This is a genomic window from Alkalimonas delamerensis (genome assembly GCF_030717955.1).
In the GTDB taxonomy this organism is placed as follows: domain Bacteria; phylum Pseudomonadota; class Gammaproteobacteria; order Enterobacterales; family Alteromonadaceae; genus Alkalimonas; species Alkalimonas delamerensis.
Genome location: NZ_JAUZVY010000001.1, coordinates 114,663 through 129,082, shown reverse-complemented (window position 1 = coordinate 129,082; position 14,420 = coordinate 114,663). Strand labels below are relative to the sequence as shown.

The following is a 14,420-nucleotide window of genomic DNA, read 5'->3' as shown; positions in this document are numbered from 1 at the left end:
CACTGGATGGTAGCCCTTTCTAATCCGTCGGGTAACCTGTTTAGAAAGCGACCCGGATGCCTGCCACGAAGCGACGGCCATTCTCATAAATAGAGAAAGTACGTGCTTTGTTGGTGTTGTACTCCAGCACCTGCTCATTGGTCAGGTTGATGGCCTCCAACGCTAAGCTGACATTGTCCGACACATTGTAGGTGAAGCTGGCATCCAGTTGACCATAGTTGTCATTCCACAGCTCAGAGCCATTGAAGTGCAAACCTTTGTACCACTCAGTGCGGTAGTTGTACATTAAACGGGCGCTGAACAGGTCAGTTTCATAGTAGGCGGTCAGGTTGTACATATGATCCGAAGTGCCTTCCACCAAGCCCGATCCTGGCATGCTTTCATCACGCGTTTCGCTGCGCTTAGCATCGGTGTAAGTGTAGTTGGCAATCACACCAAAGTGCTCACCAAAAGCTTGCTGATAAGTCAGCTCCAGGCCTTTGGTCGAGCCACCAGGTCCATTTTCAGGACGAGTGAAGGTCACATCAACCATCTGGTCACCCTCTTCCCAGTAGCGCTGATCGACAAAGGTACTGAAGCTGCGGTAGCTTTTAATGCGCTTGTAAAACAGCGTCGCGGCCAAGACAGATTGCGGGTTAAAGTACCACTCATAGGCCACATCAAATTGGTCGGCTATGATTGGCTTTAAGCCGGGGTTGCTGGCCGTACCGGTGGGTTGGGCTACATTCAGCGAGCCATAGGTAATGGACGTTGAAATATCGTTCCAATTTTGCCGCGCCATCACCCGGGCTGCACCAAAACGTAAGATGGTGTCATCGGCCAAATCATAAGCCAGGTTAAAACTAGGCAAAATTTCCTGGTAATTATTTTTTTGCTCAACCCAGGCCAGCTCAGCTGGCGTTAGCCAGTCACGGTCAATGGTCAGAAAGCCCCAGCTATCACCGGAAAACTCATAGCCGCCGGAGGTCTGACGGGTATCGACATAACGTACCCCGACATTGCCTCGGAAGTTGTCGCCCTCGAAGTCACCCTGAATGTATAGGGCAGTAATGTCCTCTTCCACCGCCCAGTTCTCATCCAGAATCAGTGAGCGCGCATAATCGGCCGGTACGCCGTTTAACCCGACAAAGGCGATTTCTTCCATGCGGGCACGGTTGTGCGCAATTTGCTGCGTCATATTGCCACTAACAACAGCATCAATATGATGGGTGCCCTGAGTCAGGCCGCAATCGGCCATGGTTGGGCAGCTATCAAAAATATACTGCAGATAAACCGGCCAATCCGGCGCCAGGCTCTCGTCGCTCAAGGTGTTGGGACCATGCCAGCTGTAGGCAATGCGATCTTGAGTTCGCTTGGCGGCCCGGTATTTCACACCGGCATGGATGTCTGTAAAGGCACCGGCTTGCACTGGAAAGCTCAAGTCCAGTTGAGCATAATTCTCCCGATCGGTCGTGGGCTTTTCACCACCCCAGATCCAACCCGCATTGAACTGGCTGGCATCGGTCGCGTCGACGTCAGTGCTGGCCGATGGGGTCGAGCCGCGCAAATCAAAGTTGTAGCCGGTTGCTGCGCCATATTCCCATGAGGTTTCGCGCAGTGTCCCCCCTTTAGCACGGGTGCTTCCGACCTGGGCATGAACTTCAAAGTCATCGCCACTGTAGTTGATGTCCAAATCCAGCGAGCGGGTTTCGGTCGAGGCAACCCGATTGATAAAGTTAAATGCAGAAGTTCCACCATCGGCTACAGAGCCCGCCACAATGCTGTTATCGATGGTGGTTAGCCCGCCCAGGCTGGCTGCATCATTGTTGACAAAAATCAGCCAGTTTGAGTTTTGGTTGTCCGCATCCACTTTGGAGTTCAGGGCATTGAAGGTGATATCCCACTCATGGCTTGGAGCAAATTGAAAGGATGCAAACACCGTTTCGCGCTGACGCTTTTGTTGAAAACGCGCCACACCAATGTGGCTGGGGACTTTGAGCTCCAAATCGGGATTATCCGGCCAACCCAACACCTCAAAGCCTTGACGGACAAAGTCACGATCCTGGCGCATGGCTGAAACCAACACACCAAAGGTTTCATCCTCGTTTTTCCAGGAATACAAGCCGGAAAGCTGAGGATCCCAATTTCCAGAGGTTTCCGTGTACTGCATTTCAACACCCAGGTTGACGGTGTTGGCATCCAGATTGAGCGGACGACGAGTGCGCAGAACAACAGTACCCCCAATGGAGCCTTCATCAATGCGCGCCATTGGCGACTTATAGACTTCTAAATCCGAAACGAGAGCAGATGGCAACATGGTGTAGTTAAAGCTACGACCTGGCGCATCCAGAATAAACCAATCTGCAGTAGCGATGGTCTGGCCATTGAGCAAGGTGCGGTTGGTTGCAGAGCTGGCACCACGAATGGTAATTTTTTCACCTTCCCCGAATTCACGACTTACACCCACCCCCGTGATCCGTGACAAGGATTCAGCCACGTTTTTATCCGGAAACTTACCGACATCTTCTGCAGTTACCACGTCGACAACGGCATTGGCAAAACGTTTCGCATTCAGGTTGGCTTCCTGCGAAGCACGAATACCACGTACCTGAATCACTTCGACATTGTCTTCAGTGACCCCGTCATTGGCCATGGCTGGCATGCTAAGACTCAAGGCCCCAGCCATTAAGCCCATTTTTACCGCCAGGGCACACTTGTTGATTTTATTGCTGGACATAAGCTTCTCCCGTTCCTCTTATTGTCATCTGCTGTCTTTATTATTCCTGATCCTTAATGACAACGCTGTCATTAAAATTAAACTTACACAAAAAAATTTGCGATTGCAAACCAAAATCGATGAAAATTTCAACTATTTCCAAATGGCGCCAGCTGGCTCACTGCTCTTCCTCGGTAAAACACCGGGCAAAACCCAGCTAAACAAAGGGTTGTCCCTACTTTATTTACAACAAATCAGCTGTGCAAGGACGCATCCAGATGGCCAGATTGCTTGCGATTCGGTCAAAAAAAGCGTATCACTATCACAATGATGCTATAATTTTGACCAGCGCTGTCATCGTTACTTGCCAGTAGGCCCACTTACCTGCTGCCGTTACTGCGTTCTGCCAAAACCAAAACAACAAAGGATGCTGCATGAAAGTCACCATCAATGATGTGGCCAAACAGGCCGGAGTGTCGATTAAAACCGTCTCCCGGGTGATGAACAATGAACCTTCGGTTCGCAAAGATACCTTCGACAAGGTGATGGCGGCCATCAACGAGCTGCATTACCAACCCAACGCGGCGGCCCGCAATCTGGCCAGCACCCGCTCGTACAGCATTGGCTACATCTACGACAATCCCAATGCCTATTACATCATTGATATGCAAAAGGGCTTGCTGGATAGCTGCAAAAAGCATGGTTACGAGCTGCTGATCCACCCCACCAATGCCAAATCCCCCGGTATTGTGGACGAAGTGAAAGAACTGGTCACCAAATCAAGACTGGCGGGTCTTATCCTGACGCCGCCTTTTTCCGAGATGCCGCACATTGCAGAAGCGCTGGAAGATATGAAGGTCGACTTTGTCCGCATTGTATCGGGCTCAACGCCATCGCCTGGCGTGCACAACTGTGTGTTGATTGATGACTTTACCGCCGCCTTTAAAATCACCAATCATCTGCTTGAGCTCGGCCACACCGACATCGCCTTTTTATGCGGTGACGAAGAGCACAGCTCCAGTGGCGAGCGTTTAGCCGGCTTTAAAGCGGCCCTGACCAAGCGCGGCTTAACGGTCAACCCCAAGTACATCGTCCCTGGCCATTATTCGTTTGAGTCCGGGGTGGAAGGCGCTAAAAAGCTGATGGCGTTGCCGAAACGACCCAGTGCCGTCTTTGCCTGTAACGATGAAATTGCCGCCGGTGCCTTGTTCAGTGCCCGGCTGATGAACATTCGTATTCCGGACGAGCTGTCCATTGCCGGCTTTGAGAACAGCCCTTTCTCGCGTCAGACCTGGCCACCGCTCACCACCGCCCATCAGCCGAACAGCACCATAGCCTCTCAGGCGGCAGAGCTGTTGTTTAAGCACACCCGCCCCAATGCCAACAAAGCCCAAATCCAGGCACAACCGGTCTTTATTCCGGAGCTGCTGGTGCGGGAATCGACCAGCCCACTAGACGGCGAGAAAAGCAGCAACCAAAGCGCAAAGCCATAAAAGAAAAGGGCAGCCTGACGCTGCCCTGTCTTGTCGGAAACGACCCTAGCCTTCGAAGCTGTAGTAAGTCGGTGAGCCCGGCCCAACCGGCAAGCCCAGCACAAAGACCCAAACACAAAACAGCGTGACCCAACCGACAAAGAACACCATGGTGTAAGGCAACATGGTGGCAATCAGGGTTCCGATGCCCATCTCTTTTTTGTAGCGGGCAGCGACTGCCAGGATCAGGCCAAAGTAGCTCATCATCGGTGTAATCAGGTTGGTGACCGAGTCACCAATGCGGTAGGCCGCCTGCACCACTTCCGGTGAGTATCCGATGATCATCAGCATGGGCACAAAAATCGGCGCGGTAATGGCCCACTGCGCCGAGGCCGAGCCCAGCATCAGATTGACAAAACCACACATGGCAATAAAAAGCACAAACAGCAGTGGCCCGGTCAGCCCCATTTCCTGCAGGAAGGTTGCGCCCTTAACCGCAAAAATGGTGCCTAAGTTGGTCCAGCCAAAGAAGGCAACAAACTGCGCAGCAAAGAACACCAGCACAATGTAAAGCCCCATCGAGCTGATGCTTTTCGACATCGCATTGATCACGTCTTTGTCGTTTTTCATGGTGCCGGCAATTTTGCCGTAGACAAAGCCCGGAATGGCAAAGGTGATAAAGATGTAGACCACGATGCCACGCAAAAACGGCGAGCCCAGCACGCCACCGGTATCCGGGTTACGCAAAACGCCATTTTCCGGCACCACGGTCAGCGCCAGCAGGCCCAGCAACGCCGCCAGGGTTAAACCGGCACCGATAAGACCGCGCTTCTCTTCCGCTCGCAGCGGCTCCAGCCCCTGGTTATCCAGGTCCACGGTCGCTTCCGAGCGGTCGTACTTGCCCAACTTCGGCTCAACAATTTTCTCGGTAACAATGGCACCCAAAATGGCAATCACAAAGGTGCTGACCACCATAAAGAAGTAATTGGCTTCTGGCCCGACCGTGTACTCGGGATCAATCAGATGTGCGGCGGCCTCGGTAAAGCCTGCCAGCAGCGGATCGATGGTGCCGATCAGCAAATTGGCGCTGTAGCCACCGGAGACTCCGGCAAAGGCCGCGGCCAAACCTGCCAGCGGATGGCGCCCCAGCGAGTAAAAAATGGCTGCAGCCATCGGGATCAGCACCACATACCCCAGTTCAGAGGCGGTGTTCGACACAATGCCGGCAAAAACAATGGTCACGGTGACCATTCGCGGTGAAGCGTTCATCACCAGGCCGCGCATGGCAGCTGAAATTAAGCCGGAGTGCTCGGCCACACTGACGCCCAGCAGCGCCACCAGCACCACCCCAAGCGGCGGGAAGCCGGTAAAGTTTGTCACCAGATTGGAAACAATGCGCTGCAAACCTTCGACACTGAGCAAGCTGACCACGGTAATAACGCCATCGGGGGAACGGCCAGCAGCGCCTTCCGGCCGGGGATCAATGGCGCTTAACTCAAAAAATGCCGCCACGCCACTGCCCAGCACCACGGCCAGAGCAAAGAGCGCGAACAGAGTTACCGGATGGGGCAGCAAATTGCCCAGCCACTCCACGGTATCCAAAAAGCGGGTAAACCAGCCGCGCTTTTCCGTTGGGGTATCAAACTGCTGTGAACCAGCCATAACAAAGCCTCTTTTATCTATTGCGGTCGCTGGCCAGAGCTGCCACAAGCAGGCTGCCATTACAAAAGCACTGTTTTTAACAGCTTATCGCGAAAAAAATGGAAAGCAGCGCAAAGTTAACAGTAAAACATGCTGGAACAGGCCAAAAGCGACACTTTTTATCGTTTTAAACCGCCAGACTGTACCACAAAGCAGCGGCGTGACAAAAGCCGATCAGTTGAATTCAGCCGTTCCGGCCACCCAGATAGCCAAACCCGATAGCAAGCCACAGAGCGACCTAGCACTAAAGTACCGTTGCCGATGCCGGTTCTTGCACCTAGCATGGAGTGATTGTGACGAGATTGTGCCGAACAGGAGTCCCCAAAATGCGTATTGTCATTACCGGAGCCACCGGTGGTATCGGCTTTGCCGTAGCCGAACACTTTGCCCGCCAGTCCCACCAGGTGGTGCTGGCAGATTTACTGCCCGATCGCATTGAGCGCTGTGTCGAACAGCTGCGCCAGCAGGGCTTTGCCGCCGAGGGGTCGGTACTGGATGTAACCGATGCCGATGCGATAGCGCGCTGCGCCCGGGACTTTCCGGCCGATGTGCTGGTCAACAATGCCGGCATCCAACATGTCGCAAGGCTGGAAGACTTTCCGGCAGAGAAGTGGCGCTTGCTGCTGGAAGTGATGCTGACCGGCCCGGCCATGCTGAGCAAAGCCATGCTGCCTGGCATGCAGCAGCGGGGCTTTGGCCGCATTATCAACATTGGCTCCATCCATGCGTTGGTGGCGTCGCCTTTTAAGTCGGCCTATGTGGCAGCCAAACATGGCCTGATTGGCTTTAGCAAGGTGGTGGCGCTGGAAAACGCCAGCCACAACATTACCATCAACACCATCTGCCCGGCCTACGTCAAAACCCCGCTGGTGGAGCAACAGATTGCCGCTCAGGCCAAAGAGCACGGCATCAGCGAGCAGGAGGTCATCGACAACATCATGCTGGCGCCGATGCCACAAAAGGCCTTTATCGATGTGGCGGAAATTGCTGCCAGCGCGGCTTTTCTGTGCTCGGATGCCGCCCGCCACATCACGGCGCAGACCCTGGTGCTGGACGGTGGCTGGACAGCGCGGTAAGCTCAACAAAACGCTGGCTGCCAGCCCCTTAGGATAGCGCATGAAAGAACCCGCCGAATTGATCGCAGAGCAAGGCCACATTGGCCTTGGCACCATAGCGGTGATTTCGGTGCTCTATCTGGTGGTACTCTTTAGTGTCGGTTACTTTGGCCGCCGCATCGACGGCAAGCATCCACTGGCGCCCTGGGTTTTTAGCTTTGCGCTGTCGATTTACTGCACCTCCTGGGCTTTTTATGGCGTGACAGCCCAGGCGGCCGTCAATGGCTGGTGGATCCCGCCCACCTACATTGGTTCCTTTATCTTGTTCTGGTTCGGCTTTCAGCTGATGGCCCGCATCGCCATTGCCTGCCGCCGCTACCGCATTACCTCCATTGCCGACTTTATTGCCACCCGCTTTGGCCATTCCCGGCTGTTGGCGGTCAGCATTACGCTGATCTTGTTTTTAGCCGTCATCCCCTACATTGCCCTGCAGCTGCACGCCGTCTCGACCAGCATCAATGTGCTGGTTGCCAGCGAGCAAGCCAGCGACTGGTTTCGGGATACCGGCCTCTATGTCAGCCTGTGGATGGCGGTATTTGCACTGCTCTTTGTCAGTAAAAGCGCCAAGGCCCACCAACCCAACCCCGGCTTGATGACGGCCATTGCCTTTGAGTCGCTGGTCAAACTGCTGGCGTTATTGGCGATCGGTGCCTTTGTCTGCTTTGGCATTTACGATGGTTTTCAGTCCATTTTCAGCGCCGCCCGTGAGCATCCGGGACTGGCCGAGTTGCAACGTCAGGCGCTGCCTACCCACAGCTACTGGATCCATGTGCTGCTGGGCTTTACCGCCACCCTTTGTTTACCCCGCATGTTCCATGTCTCCTTTGTCGAGAATCAACGCTTAGGGCATTTGCGCAGTGCCCGCTGGATTTTCCCGCTTTACCTGCTGCTGATGAGCCTCTTCACCCTACCGCTGGCACTGGCGGGTGTCATGTTGCTGGGGCATGAAGGCAATATCGATCTGGTGGTGGTGCAATTGCCACTGGCAGCCAACCGCACCGACATCGCTCTGCTGGCGTATCTGGGCGGTTTTTCTGCGGCCACCAGCATGGTGGTGGTGGCGACGGTGGTACTGGGCATTATGATCACCAACGAACTGCTGACTCCGCTGCTGTTTCGTGCCCGCCAAACCGAACACAATCCGCCGGGCTTATTAAAAATCGCCAATCTGCGCCGGGTGTCGATGCTGCTGGTGCTGATGCTGGGCTTTGTCTATTACCGCTGGATAGGCACCGAAACCGGTCTGGCGCAACTGGGACTGATGGCCTTTGCGCTGGTGGCACAGCTGGCACCGGCGCTGATCCTGGGCCTGCTGTCTCGCCGGGTCAACCAACAGGGTGCGCTGGCGGGCTTGCTCAGCGGTGCCCTGCTCTGGGCCTACATCCTGTTGTTGCCGGAGCTTAGCCGGGCCGGCTGGCTCGGCAATCAATGGCTGACGCAGGGGCCTTTTGGCATCGGCTGGCTGGCACCGCACCAGCTGTTTGGTCTGGAATACGATGCCATTACCCTGGGGGTACTGCTCAGTTTAAGCTGCAACTTGCTGATGGTATTGCTGGTCAGTCAGCTCACCCAGACCCGGGTGGGCGAATGGCTGGAAAGCGGTCGCTTTTTGCAAAAACAAGCCCCCAGCCAGGCCCTGAGCAATCGTCAGGCGCGTCTGTCGGTGCAGGACTGTTATTTGTTGCTGCGCCGTTTTGCCGGCGAGTCGGAAGCAAACCGGGTGCTGCAGCGCAGTGTGCGCAGTACCGAGCCCGAGCAATACACCCCGGCACCGGCCAATCTGGTGCAGGCCTGCGAACGTTCCTTATCGGCGGTGATTGGCGGCGCCTCCATGCGGCTGGTGATGGATGCTGCCAGCCGTCACAGCCAGTTGCCACTGGAAACCGTGGCCCGCTTTGTCGATGAAGCCAGCCAGGTGTTTCAATTCAATCAGGCGCTGCTGCAGGCCACCATCGACAACATCAGCCAGGGCATCAGTGTGGTGGACGCCGATCTGCGGATCATTGCCTGGAACCAGCGCTATCTGGATATGTTTGCCTACCCTGCTGGTCTGGTCGACGTTGGCCGGCCGGTGGCCGATTTGATCCGCTTTAATGCCGAGCGCGGTTTGATCCACAGTGCCGATATAGAAAGTGAAGTGGAAAAACGTCTCAGCTACCTGCGCCAGGGCAGCAGCTACAAATTCCAGCGACCACAACAAGACGGTCGGGTGTTCGAGATGCAAGGCAACCCGTTGCCGGGCGGTGGCTTTGTCACCACCTTCACCGACATCAGTTCCTTTATTGAGGTGCAACAAGCGCTAGAGCAAAGCAATCTGACCTTGGAGCAACGGGTGGCCGATCGTACCCGCAAGCTGGAAACCCTGAACCAGCAGCTGCAACAGGCCCAGCAAAAAATTGAAGCCAGTACCCAGGCCAAGACCCGTTTTTTTGCCGCTGCCGGCCACGATTTGATGCAGCCTTTCAACGCCGCCGCTCTCTTTGCCGGTTTGCTGCGGGAAAAAGCCGACTCCATTGAGCAACAGCAGCTTAGCGAGCACTTGATCCGCTCGCTCGACTCGGCCGAAGAGCTGCTGGCCTCTATTCTGGAGTTGACCAAGCTGGACGCCGGCGTAATCAAAGCCCACCACCAGCCCGTCGCCCTGACCGACCTGTTGGACGACAGTGCGCGCGATGCCGGTGTGCTGGCGGCTGAAAAGGGCCTGAGTTTTCGTTATCTGCCAAGCAAACTGGCGGTGCATACCGATCGCAAACTGCTGAAACGGGTGGTGCAAAACCTGCTGGCCAATGCCATCCGTTACACCGAGCAGGGCCGGGTGGTGCTCGGCTGCAAACGCCGAGGTAGCCAGTTGGAGATCCGGGTCATAGATACCGGCATTGGCATCGCAGAGCAGGATCAGCAGCGGATTTTTGAAGAATTCCAACAAGGCGACAGTCAGCATCAAAAAGGCCTGGGCCTGGGTTTGGCCATTGCCAACCGCATCAGCAGCATGCTGCAGCATCCACTGAGTGTGCGCTCTGCTCCGGGCCAGGGCAGTTGCTTTAGCATTCAGCTGCCACTGTGCGCATTGCCTGCACCGCAAGCCAAAACCGGCAGCCCGGCCGATATCAAAGCCAGCTTTGCCGGCAAAACCGTGTTGCTGCTCGACAACGATGCGCAGTTGTTGCAGGCCGTGACCGAATTGCTGCGCAGCTGGGACTGCCAGGTGCATCCGATCACCGGCCCGGAACAGGCACTGCAGGCCATTCGTGACGGCCTAAAGCCCGATGTGCTGTTGTTTGATTACCATCTGGATAACGGCGCCACCGGTGTGATGGTGGCGGAGCAGCTGTGCAATCACTTTTCGCTGCAGCTGCCGGTGGTGATTCACTCGGCCGATCACAGCGAGCAAATCCGGGAAGACGCCTTAAACGCCGGCTTTCATTTTTTGCTAAAACCCCTGAAGCCGGTAGCCCTAAAACGGCTGTTTCAACGGCTGTTGCGTTAAGGTCATTAGGCCCTAATCAACGCTCAGGAGCCAGGTACTCATTGTCGTAAAAAGTGCGCAGCCAATGCGGCCGGAACAGCGCCATCAGCGTGACCGCCATGCCATTGAGCAAGGCTTCGGGGAAGCTAATCAACAGCGCCAGCACTAAGTAATTATCCTGAATGATGTGCCAGGGGTAACGCCCGTCCAGATAAAACCAGAGCGCGGTAAGCCCCATATGCAGCGCTATGGTCAGGGCCGCTGCAAAAAAAGCCGCCACAAAAATGTAGATAAACAAATGTCGGGGCAAAAAATAATAGCTAAACCAGAACACCGCCGCACTAAAAAGCCCGGGCAGCACAAAGGTGGTCAGGGCATAGAGGCCGCCATCGGCCAGGGAAACCTGGCCAAGCGCCAGCAAAACCAGCCAGGGCAACAGGCAAATCCAGATCGCAATGCGCCAACCATGGCAGAGGGTCAACACCGTAATGGCCAGAAAATGCACTGCCAGGCCCTGGTAGATACTGGCTTGCAACAACCACAGCAGCAGCAACACCGCCGCCGAACCAAACACCAGATGCTGGTACTCCGGCTCGGCCCTGAGCTTGGGCCAAAATTCGCGCGGGAAGCTCCACCAAAGCGCCAACACCCAAGCTCCCCACCCCAAACCAGTTAAAATCATTGTCACTACCTCACCACACTGCTTCGCTTTGCTATGGTATCATCTTACGCTTCGACTGACTTAGGCTTCTCATTCACCAAAACACTCCACCAGCAAAAGGGTTGAAATATGCTGATTGCACTGTGCAGCTTGCTGCAGCTTTTTTATTTATTGGCACTGTGGCACTTAGGCTGGGGTTTTTATTATGCTTTTGAAGCTCTATCCACCGAAGATCCCCGCTTGGTGGCCGGTGCTTTGTCAGAAGGTATCGTCCTATCTTGGCTGGCCGTCATTCCAGCGACTGCAGGCCTAGCTCTCAGCGTCTATCTTACCGGACGCAACAAGGCATTAGCCCGTTGGTTCAGCCATTTTACCCGTATAGCATCCTTTTGCTGGCTGGCGTTCATTCCTATCGGAACCGTGCTTGGTCATTTGCAATTGAAGCGCTTGCGTCAACAGCGATAAACATCCTGTGCCACCCCTTATAAGCGCATGCATCCTGACCCCCACTCCATTAGGCTGATCTTTTCACCAATGAACGAGTGCCGCTATGAAATCATTGCTAGGCCTGTTGCTCGGTTGTGCTCTCCCACTTCAGGCAGCGATCACCCCCGCCAGGCTTGATACCCAAAGCGCCCAGTAAGCCATACAGGATAGCAAGCTTAGAACGGGCAATAAAAAAGGGCAGCGCAAGCGCTGCCCAATCACAAGCCCCAACCAGGCTTAGAACTGATTCATGGTGTTGTCTTTGCCGGATGCTTTTAAGGCCGCATCACCAGAGAAGTACTCTTTGTGATCGTCGCCCATATCCGAGCCCGCCATGTTCTGGTGCTTGACGCAGGCAATGCCCTGACGGATTTCTTTGCGCTGTACGCCGGCCACATAGCCCAGCATGCCCGCTTCACCAAAGTACTCTTTCGCCAGGTTGTCGGTCGAAAGCGCTGCCGTGTGGTAGGTCGGCAAGGTGATTAGGTGGTGGAAAATACCGGCTTCACGGGCTGCATCGGCCTGGAAAGTCTGGATGCGACGGTCCGCCTCAATCGCCAGCTCGCTGCTGTCGTACTCGGCGCTCATCAGTTTGGCGCGATCATAGGCAGAGACATCTTTGCCTTCTTGCTGCCAGCCATCAAATACCTGCTGACGGAAGTTCAGCGTCCAGTTAAAGGATGGGCTGTTGTTGTACACCAGCTTGGCATTGGGCACCACTTCACGAATGCGGTTGACCATGGCAGCAATCTGGCCGACATGCGGCTTCTCGGTTTCAATCCACAGCAAGTCAGCACCATGCTGCAAGGAGGTAATGCAATCCAGTACCACCCGATCTTCACCACTGCCAGGGCGGAACTGGAACAAACCGCTGGCCAGACGCTTTGGCTTTAACAGCTTGCCATTGGCTTTCACCACCACATCGCCGTTGGCAATGTCGTCGGCGCTTTGCACGTAGTCGCCATCCAGGAAGCTGTTGTACAAGTCGCCCAGATCGCCCGGCTCTTTGGTCACTGCAATTTGCTTGGTCAGGCCAGCACCCAGCGAGTCGGTACGGGCCACAATGACGCCATCCGGCACGCCCAGCTCTAAAAAGGCGTAACGTACGGCGCGAATTTTGGCCAGGAAGTCGGCATGAGGAACCGTCACCTTGCCATCCTGGTGGCCGCACTGCTTTTCATCCGACACCTGGTTTTCAATCTGAATACAGCAGGCACCGGCTTCAATCATTTTCTTTGCCAGCAAGTAGGTGGCTTCTTCGTTGCCAAAGCCGGCATCGATGTCGGCAATGATCGGAACGATATGAGTCTGATGGTTGTCGATTTGCTGCTGCAGCTCAGCCACTTTGGCGTTATCGCCCGCTTCTTTGGCGGCATCCAGCTGGCGGAACAAACCACCCAGCTCGCGCGCATCGGCCTGGCGTAAAAAGGTGTACAACTCGGCGATCAAGCTGGGCACCGAGGTCTTTTCATGCATCGACTGATCCGGCAATGGGCCAAACTCAGAGCGCAGCGCTGCGATCATCCAGCCCGACAGATACAGGTACTTTTTGCTGGTGCTGCCAAAGTGTTTTTTAATCGCAATCAGTTTTTGCTGGCCGATAAAACCATGCCAGCAGCCCAGCGACTGGGTGTACTGGCTGCTGTCGGCGTCGTAGTCGGCCATGTCCTGGCGCATAATGCCGGCGGTGTAACGGGCAATATCCAGCCCAGTTTGAAAGCGGTTTTGCAGCGCCATGCGGGCGGCGTATTCCGGGCTGATTTCCTGCCAGCTTTGGTCGTGGCTGCCAATCAGGGTGGCGAATTTATCCAGGGTGGCTTGGTAAGTCATGCTGTTTTCCTCAGGGCGTATGGCTGTTGTGGTTTTAATCTAGCCCTGATTGACGCATAAATACAATCAATAAACCCCATTCCTGCCATTCATCAATATTATGACAAGATTCACCTGAAACCCTGTTCAGAACAAAGGACATAAATGCAGTTAACCATTGATTTTTAATGAATTACTAAAGAATTCCCCGTTTTTCTTACCACAAGCAGGCTGTGCACAGCACGCCAACAGTAAAAGAACAGCCACAAAAAGCAGGAATTGACTGGCAAAAACCGCCTTTATCATAAATAGGATAAATGCATAGCATCACAGGCATTGATTGAGGGAATACTAAGAGCCCGTTTCCGGCAGCTTCAGTTTTTCGAACAGAATACCGGCCAGAGTACGGTTGTTGACATTGAGCTTGCGTAAAATAGCCGACACATGCTGCTTGATGGTGGTCTCCTGCACATTCATCTCGTAGGCAATTTGCTTGTTCAGCAAGCCATCGGCAATCATTTTCAGCACCCGGAACTGTTGCGGCGTCAGCTGCTCCAGCCGACTGGCAAAGTCATCATCAATCAGACTGCTGGCTTCGGCCACTTCCTGGCTGAGCTCGGCCGGTAACCAGCTATCACCCTGCTGCACTGCGGCGATGGCTGCCGCCATCAGATCCAGCGGTGCCGATTTAGGCACATAAGCAGCAGCGCCCAGCTGCATGGCCTGTTTGATCACCGCAGGATCTTCCACCGCCGAGACCATCAGCACCGACACATCCGGGTACTCGGTGCGCAAAGCAGTCAAGCCGGCAAAGCCATCGGCGCCGGGCATTTTTAAGTCGAGGAAAATTAAACTGGTATCCGGGTGCTGACGCAATAATGCCCAGACCCGCTCCATGCTGTCAGCTTGCAGCAACAGCGCCTGGTCGCCCAGAATGGTTTGTGCGGCCTGAGACAAGGCTACACGGAAAAGCGGATGATCATCGGCAATGATGGCAATCATAGCGGTACCAGGT

The 14,420-nt window shown here is 54.8% G+C and carries 9 protein-coding genes; 4 read left to right on the top strand and 5 right to left on the bottom strand.

Features of this window, described 5'->3' with window-relative positions:
• Positions 1-40: 40 nt before the first annotated feature.
• Entirely contained in the window at positions 41-2,716 is a 2,676-nt protein-coding gene (locus tag Q3O59_RS00585; protein WP_305943758.1) for a TonB-dependent receptor, read from the bottom strand.
• Between the two features lie 413 nt (positions 2,717-3,129).
• On the opposite strand from Q3O59_RS00585, the gene Q3O59_RS00580 reads away from it, so the two are divergent.
• Positions 3,130-4,188: a LacI family DNA-binding transcriptional regulator gene (locus Q3O59_RS00580; RefSeq protein ID WP_305943757.1), complete on the top strand. Its 1,059-nt coding sequence runs from the start codon at positions 3,130-3,132 to the stop codon at positions 4,186-4,188.
• Positions 4,189-4,233: 45 nt separating this feature from the next.
• Here the strand turns inward: Q3O59_RS00580 and Q3O59_RS00575 are convergent, their stop codons facing one another.
• Complete coding sequence (locus tag Q3O59_RS00575) at positions 4,234-5,829, bottom strand: AbgT family transporter (RefSeq protein ID WP_305943756.1); 1,596 nt, start codon at positions 5,827-5,829, stop codon at positions 4,234-4,236.
• 365 nt (positions 5,830-6,194) lie between these two features.
• Here Q3O59_RS00575 and Q3O59_RS00570 point away from each other — a divergent pair, with 365 nt between their 5' ends.
• Both Q3O59_RS00570 and Q3O59_RS00565 read left to right on the top strand, forming a co-directional pair.
• The gene (locus tag Q3O59_RS00570) at positions 6,195-6,944 is read left to right on the top strand and encodes a 3-hydroxybutyrate dehydrogenase (protein ID WP_305943755.1); all 750 of its coding nucleotides are present in this window, start codon (positions 6,195-6,197) and stop codon (positions 6,942-6,944) included.
• Positions 6,945-6,984: 40 nt separating this feature from the next.
• Complete coding sequence (locus Q3O59_RS00565; RefSeq protein ID WP_305943754.1) at positions 6,985-10,470, top strand: PAS domain-containing hybrid sensor histidine kinase/response regulator; 3,486 nt, start codon at positions 6,985-6,987, stop codon at positions 10,468-10,470.
• Between the two features lie 16 nt (positions 10,471-10,486).
• On the opposite strand, the gene Q3O59_RS00560 is transcribed toward Q3O59_RS00565, so the two are convergent.
• Positions 10,487-11,131 carry an energy-coupling factor ABC transporter permease gene (locus Q3O59_RS00560; protein WP_305943753.1) on the bottom strand — a complete coding sequence of 215 codons (645 nt, stop codon included), beginning with the start codon at positions 11,129-11,131 and terminating at the stop codon, positions 10,487-10,489.
• A gap of 108 nt (positions 11,132-11,239) precedes the next feature.
• Between Q3O59_RS00560 and Q3O59_RS00555 the strand changes: the two genes are divergently transcribed.
• Entirely contained in the window at positions 11,240-11,575 is a 336-nt protein-coding gene (locus Q3O59_RS00555; RefSeq protein ID WP_305943752.1) for a hypothetical protein, read from the top strand.
• Positions 11,576-11,833: 258 nt separating this feature from the next.
• On the opposite strand, the gene Q3O59_RS00550 is transcribed toward Q3O59_RS00555, so the two are convergent.
• Complete coding sequence (locus Q3O59_RS00550) at positions 11,834-13,426, bottom strand: isocitrate lyase (RefSeq protein ID WP_305943751.1); 1,593 nt, start codon at positions 13,424-13,426, stop codon at positions 11,834-11,836.
• 330 nt (positions 13,427-13,756) lie between these two features.
• Complete coding sequence (locus Q3O59_RS00545) at positions 13,757-14,407, bottom strand: response regulator transcription factor (RefSeq protein ID WP_305943750.1); 651 nt, start codon at positions 14,405-14,407, stop codon at positions 13,757-13,759.
• Positions 14,408-14,420 lie beyond the last annotated feature (13 nt).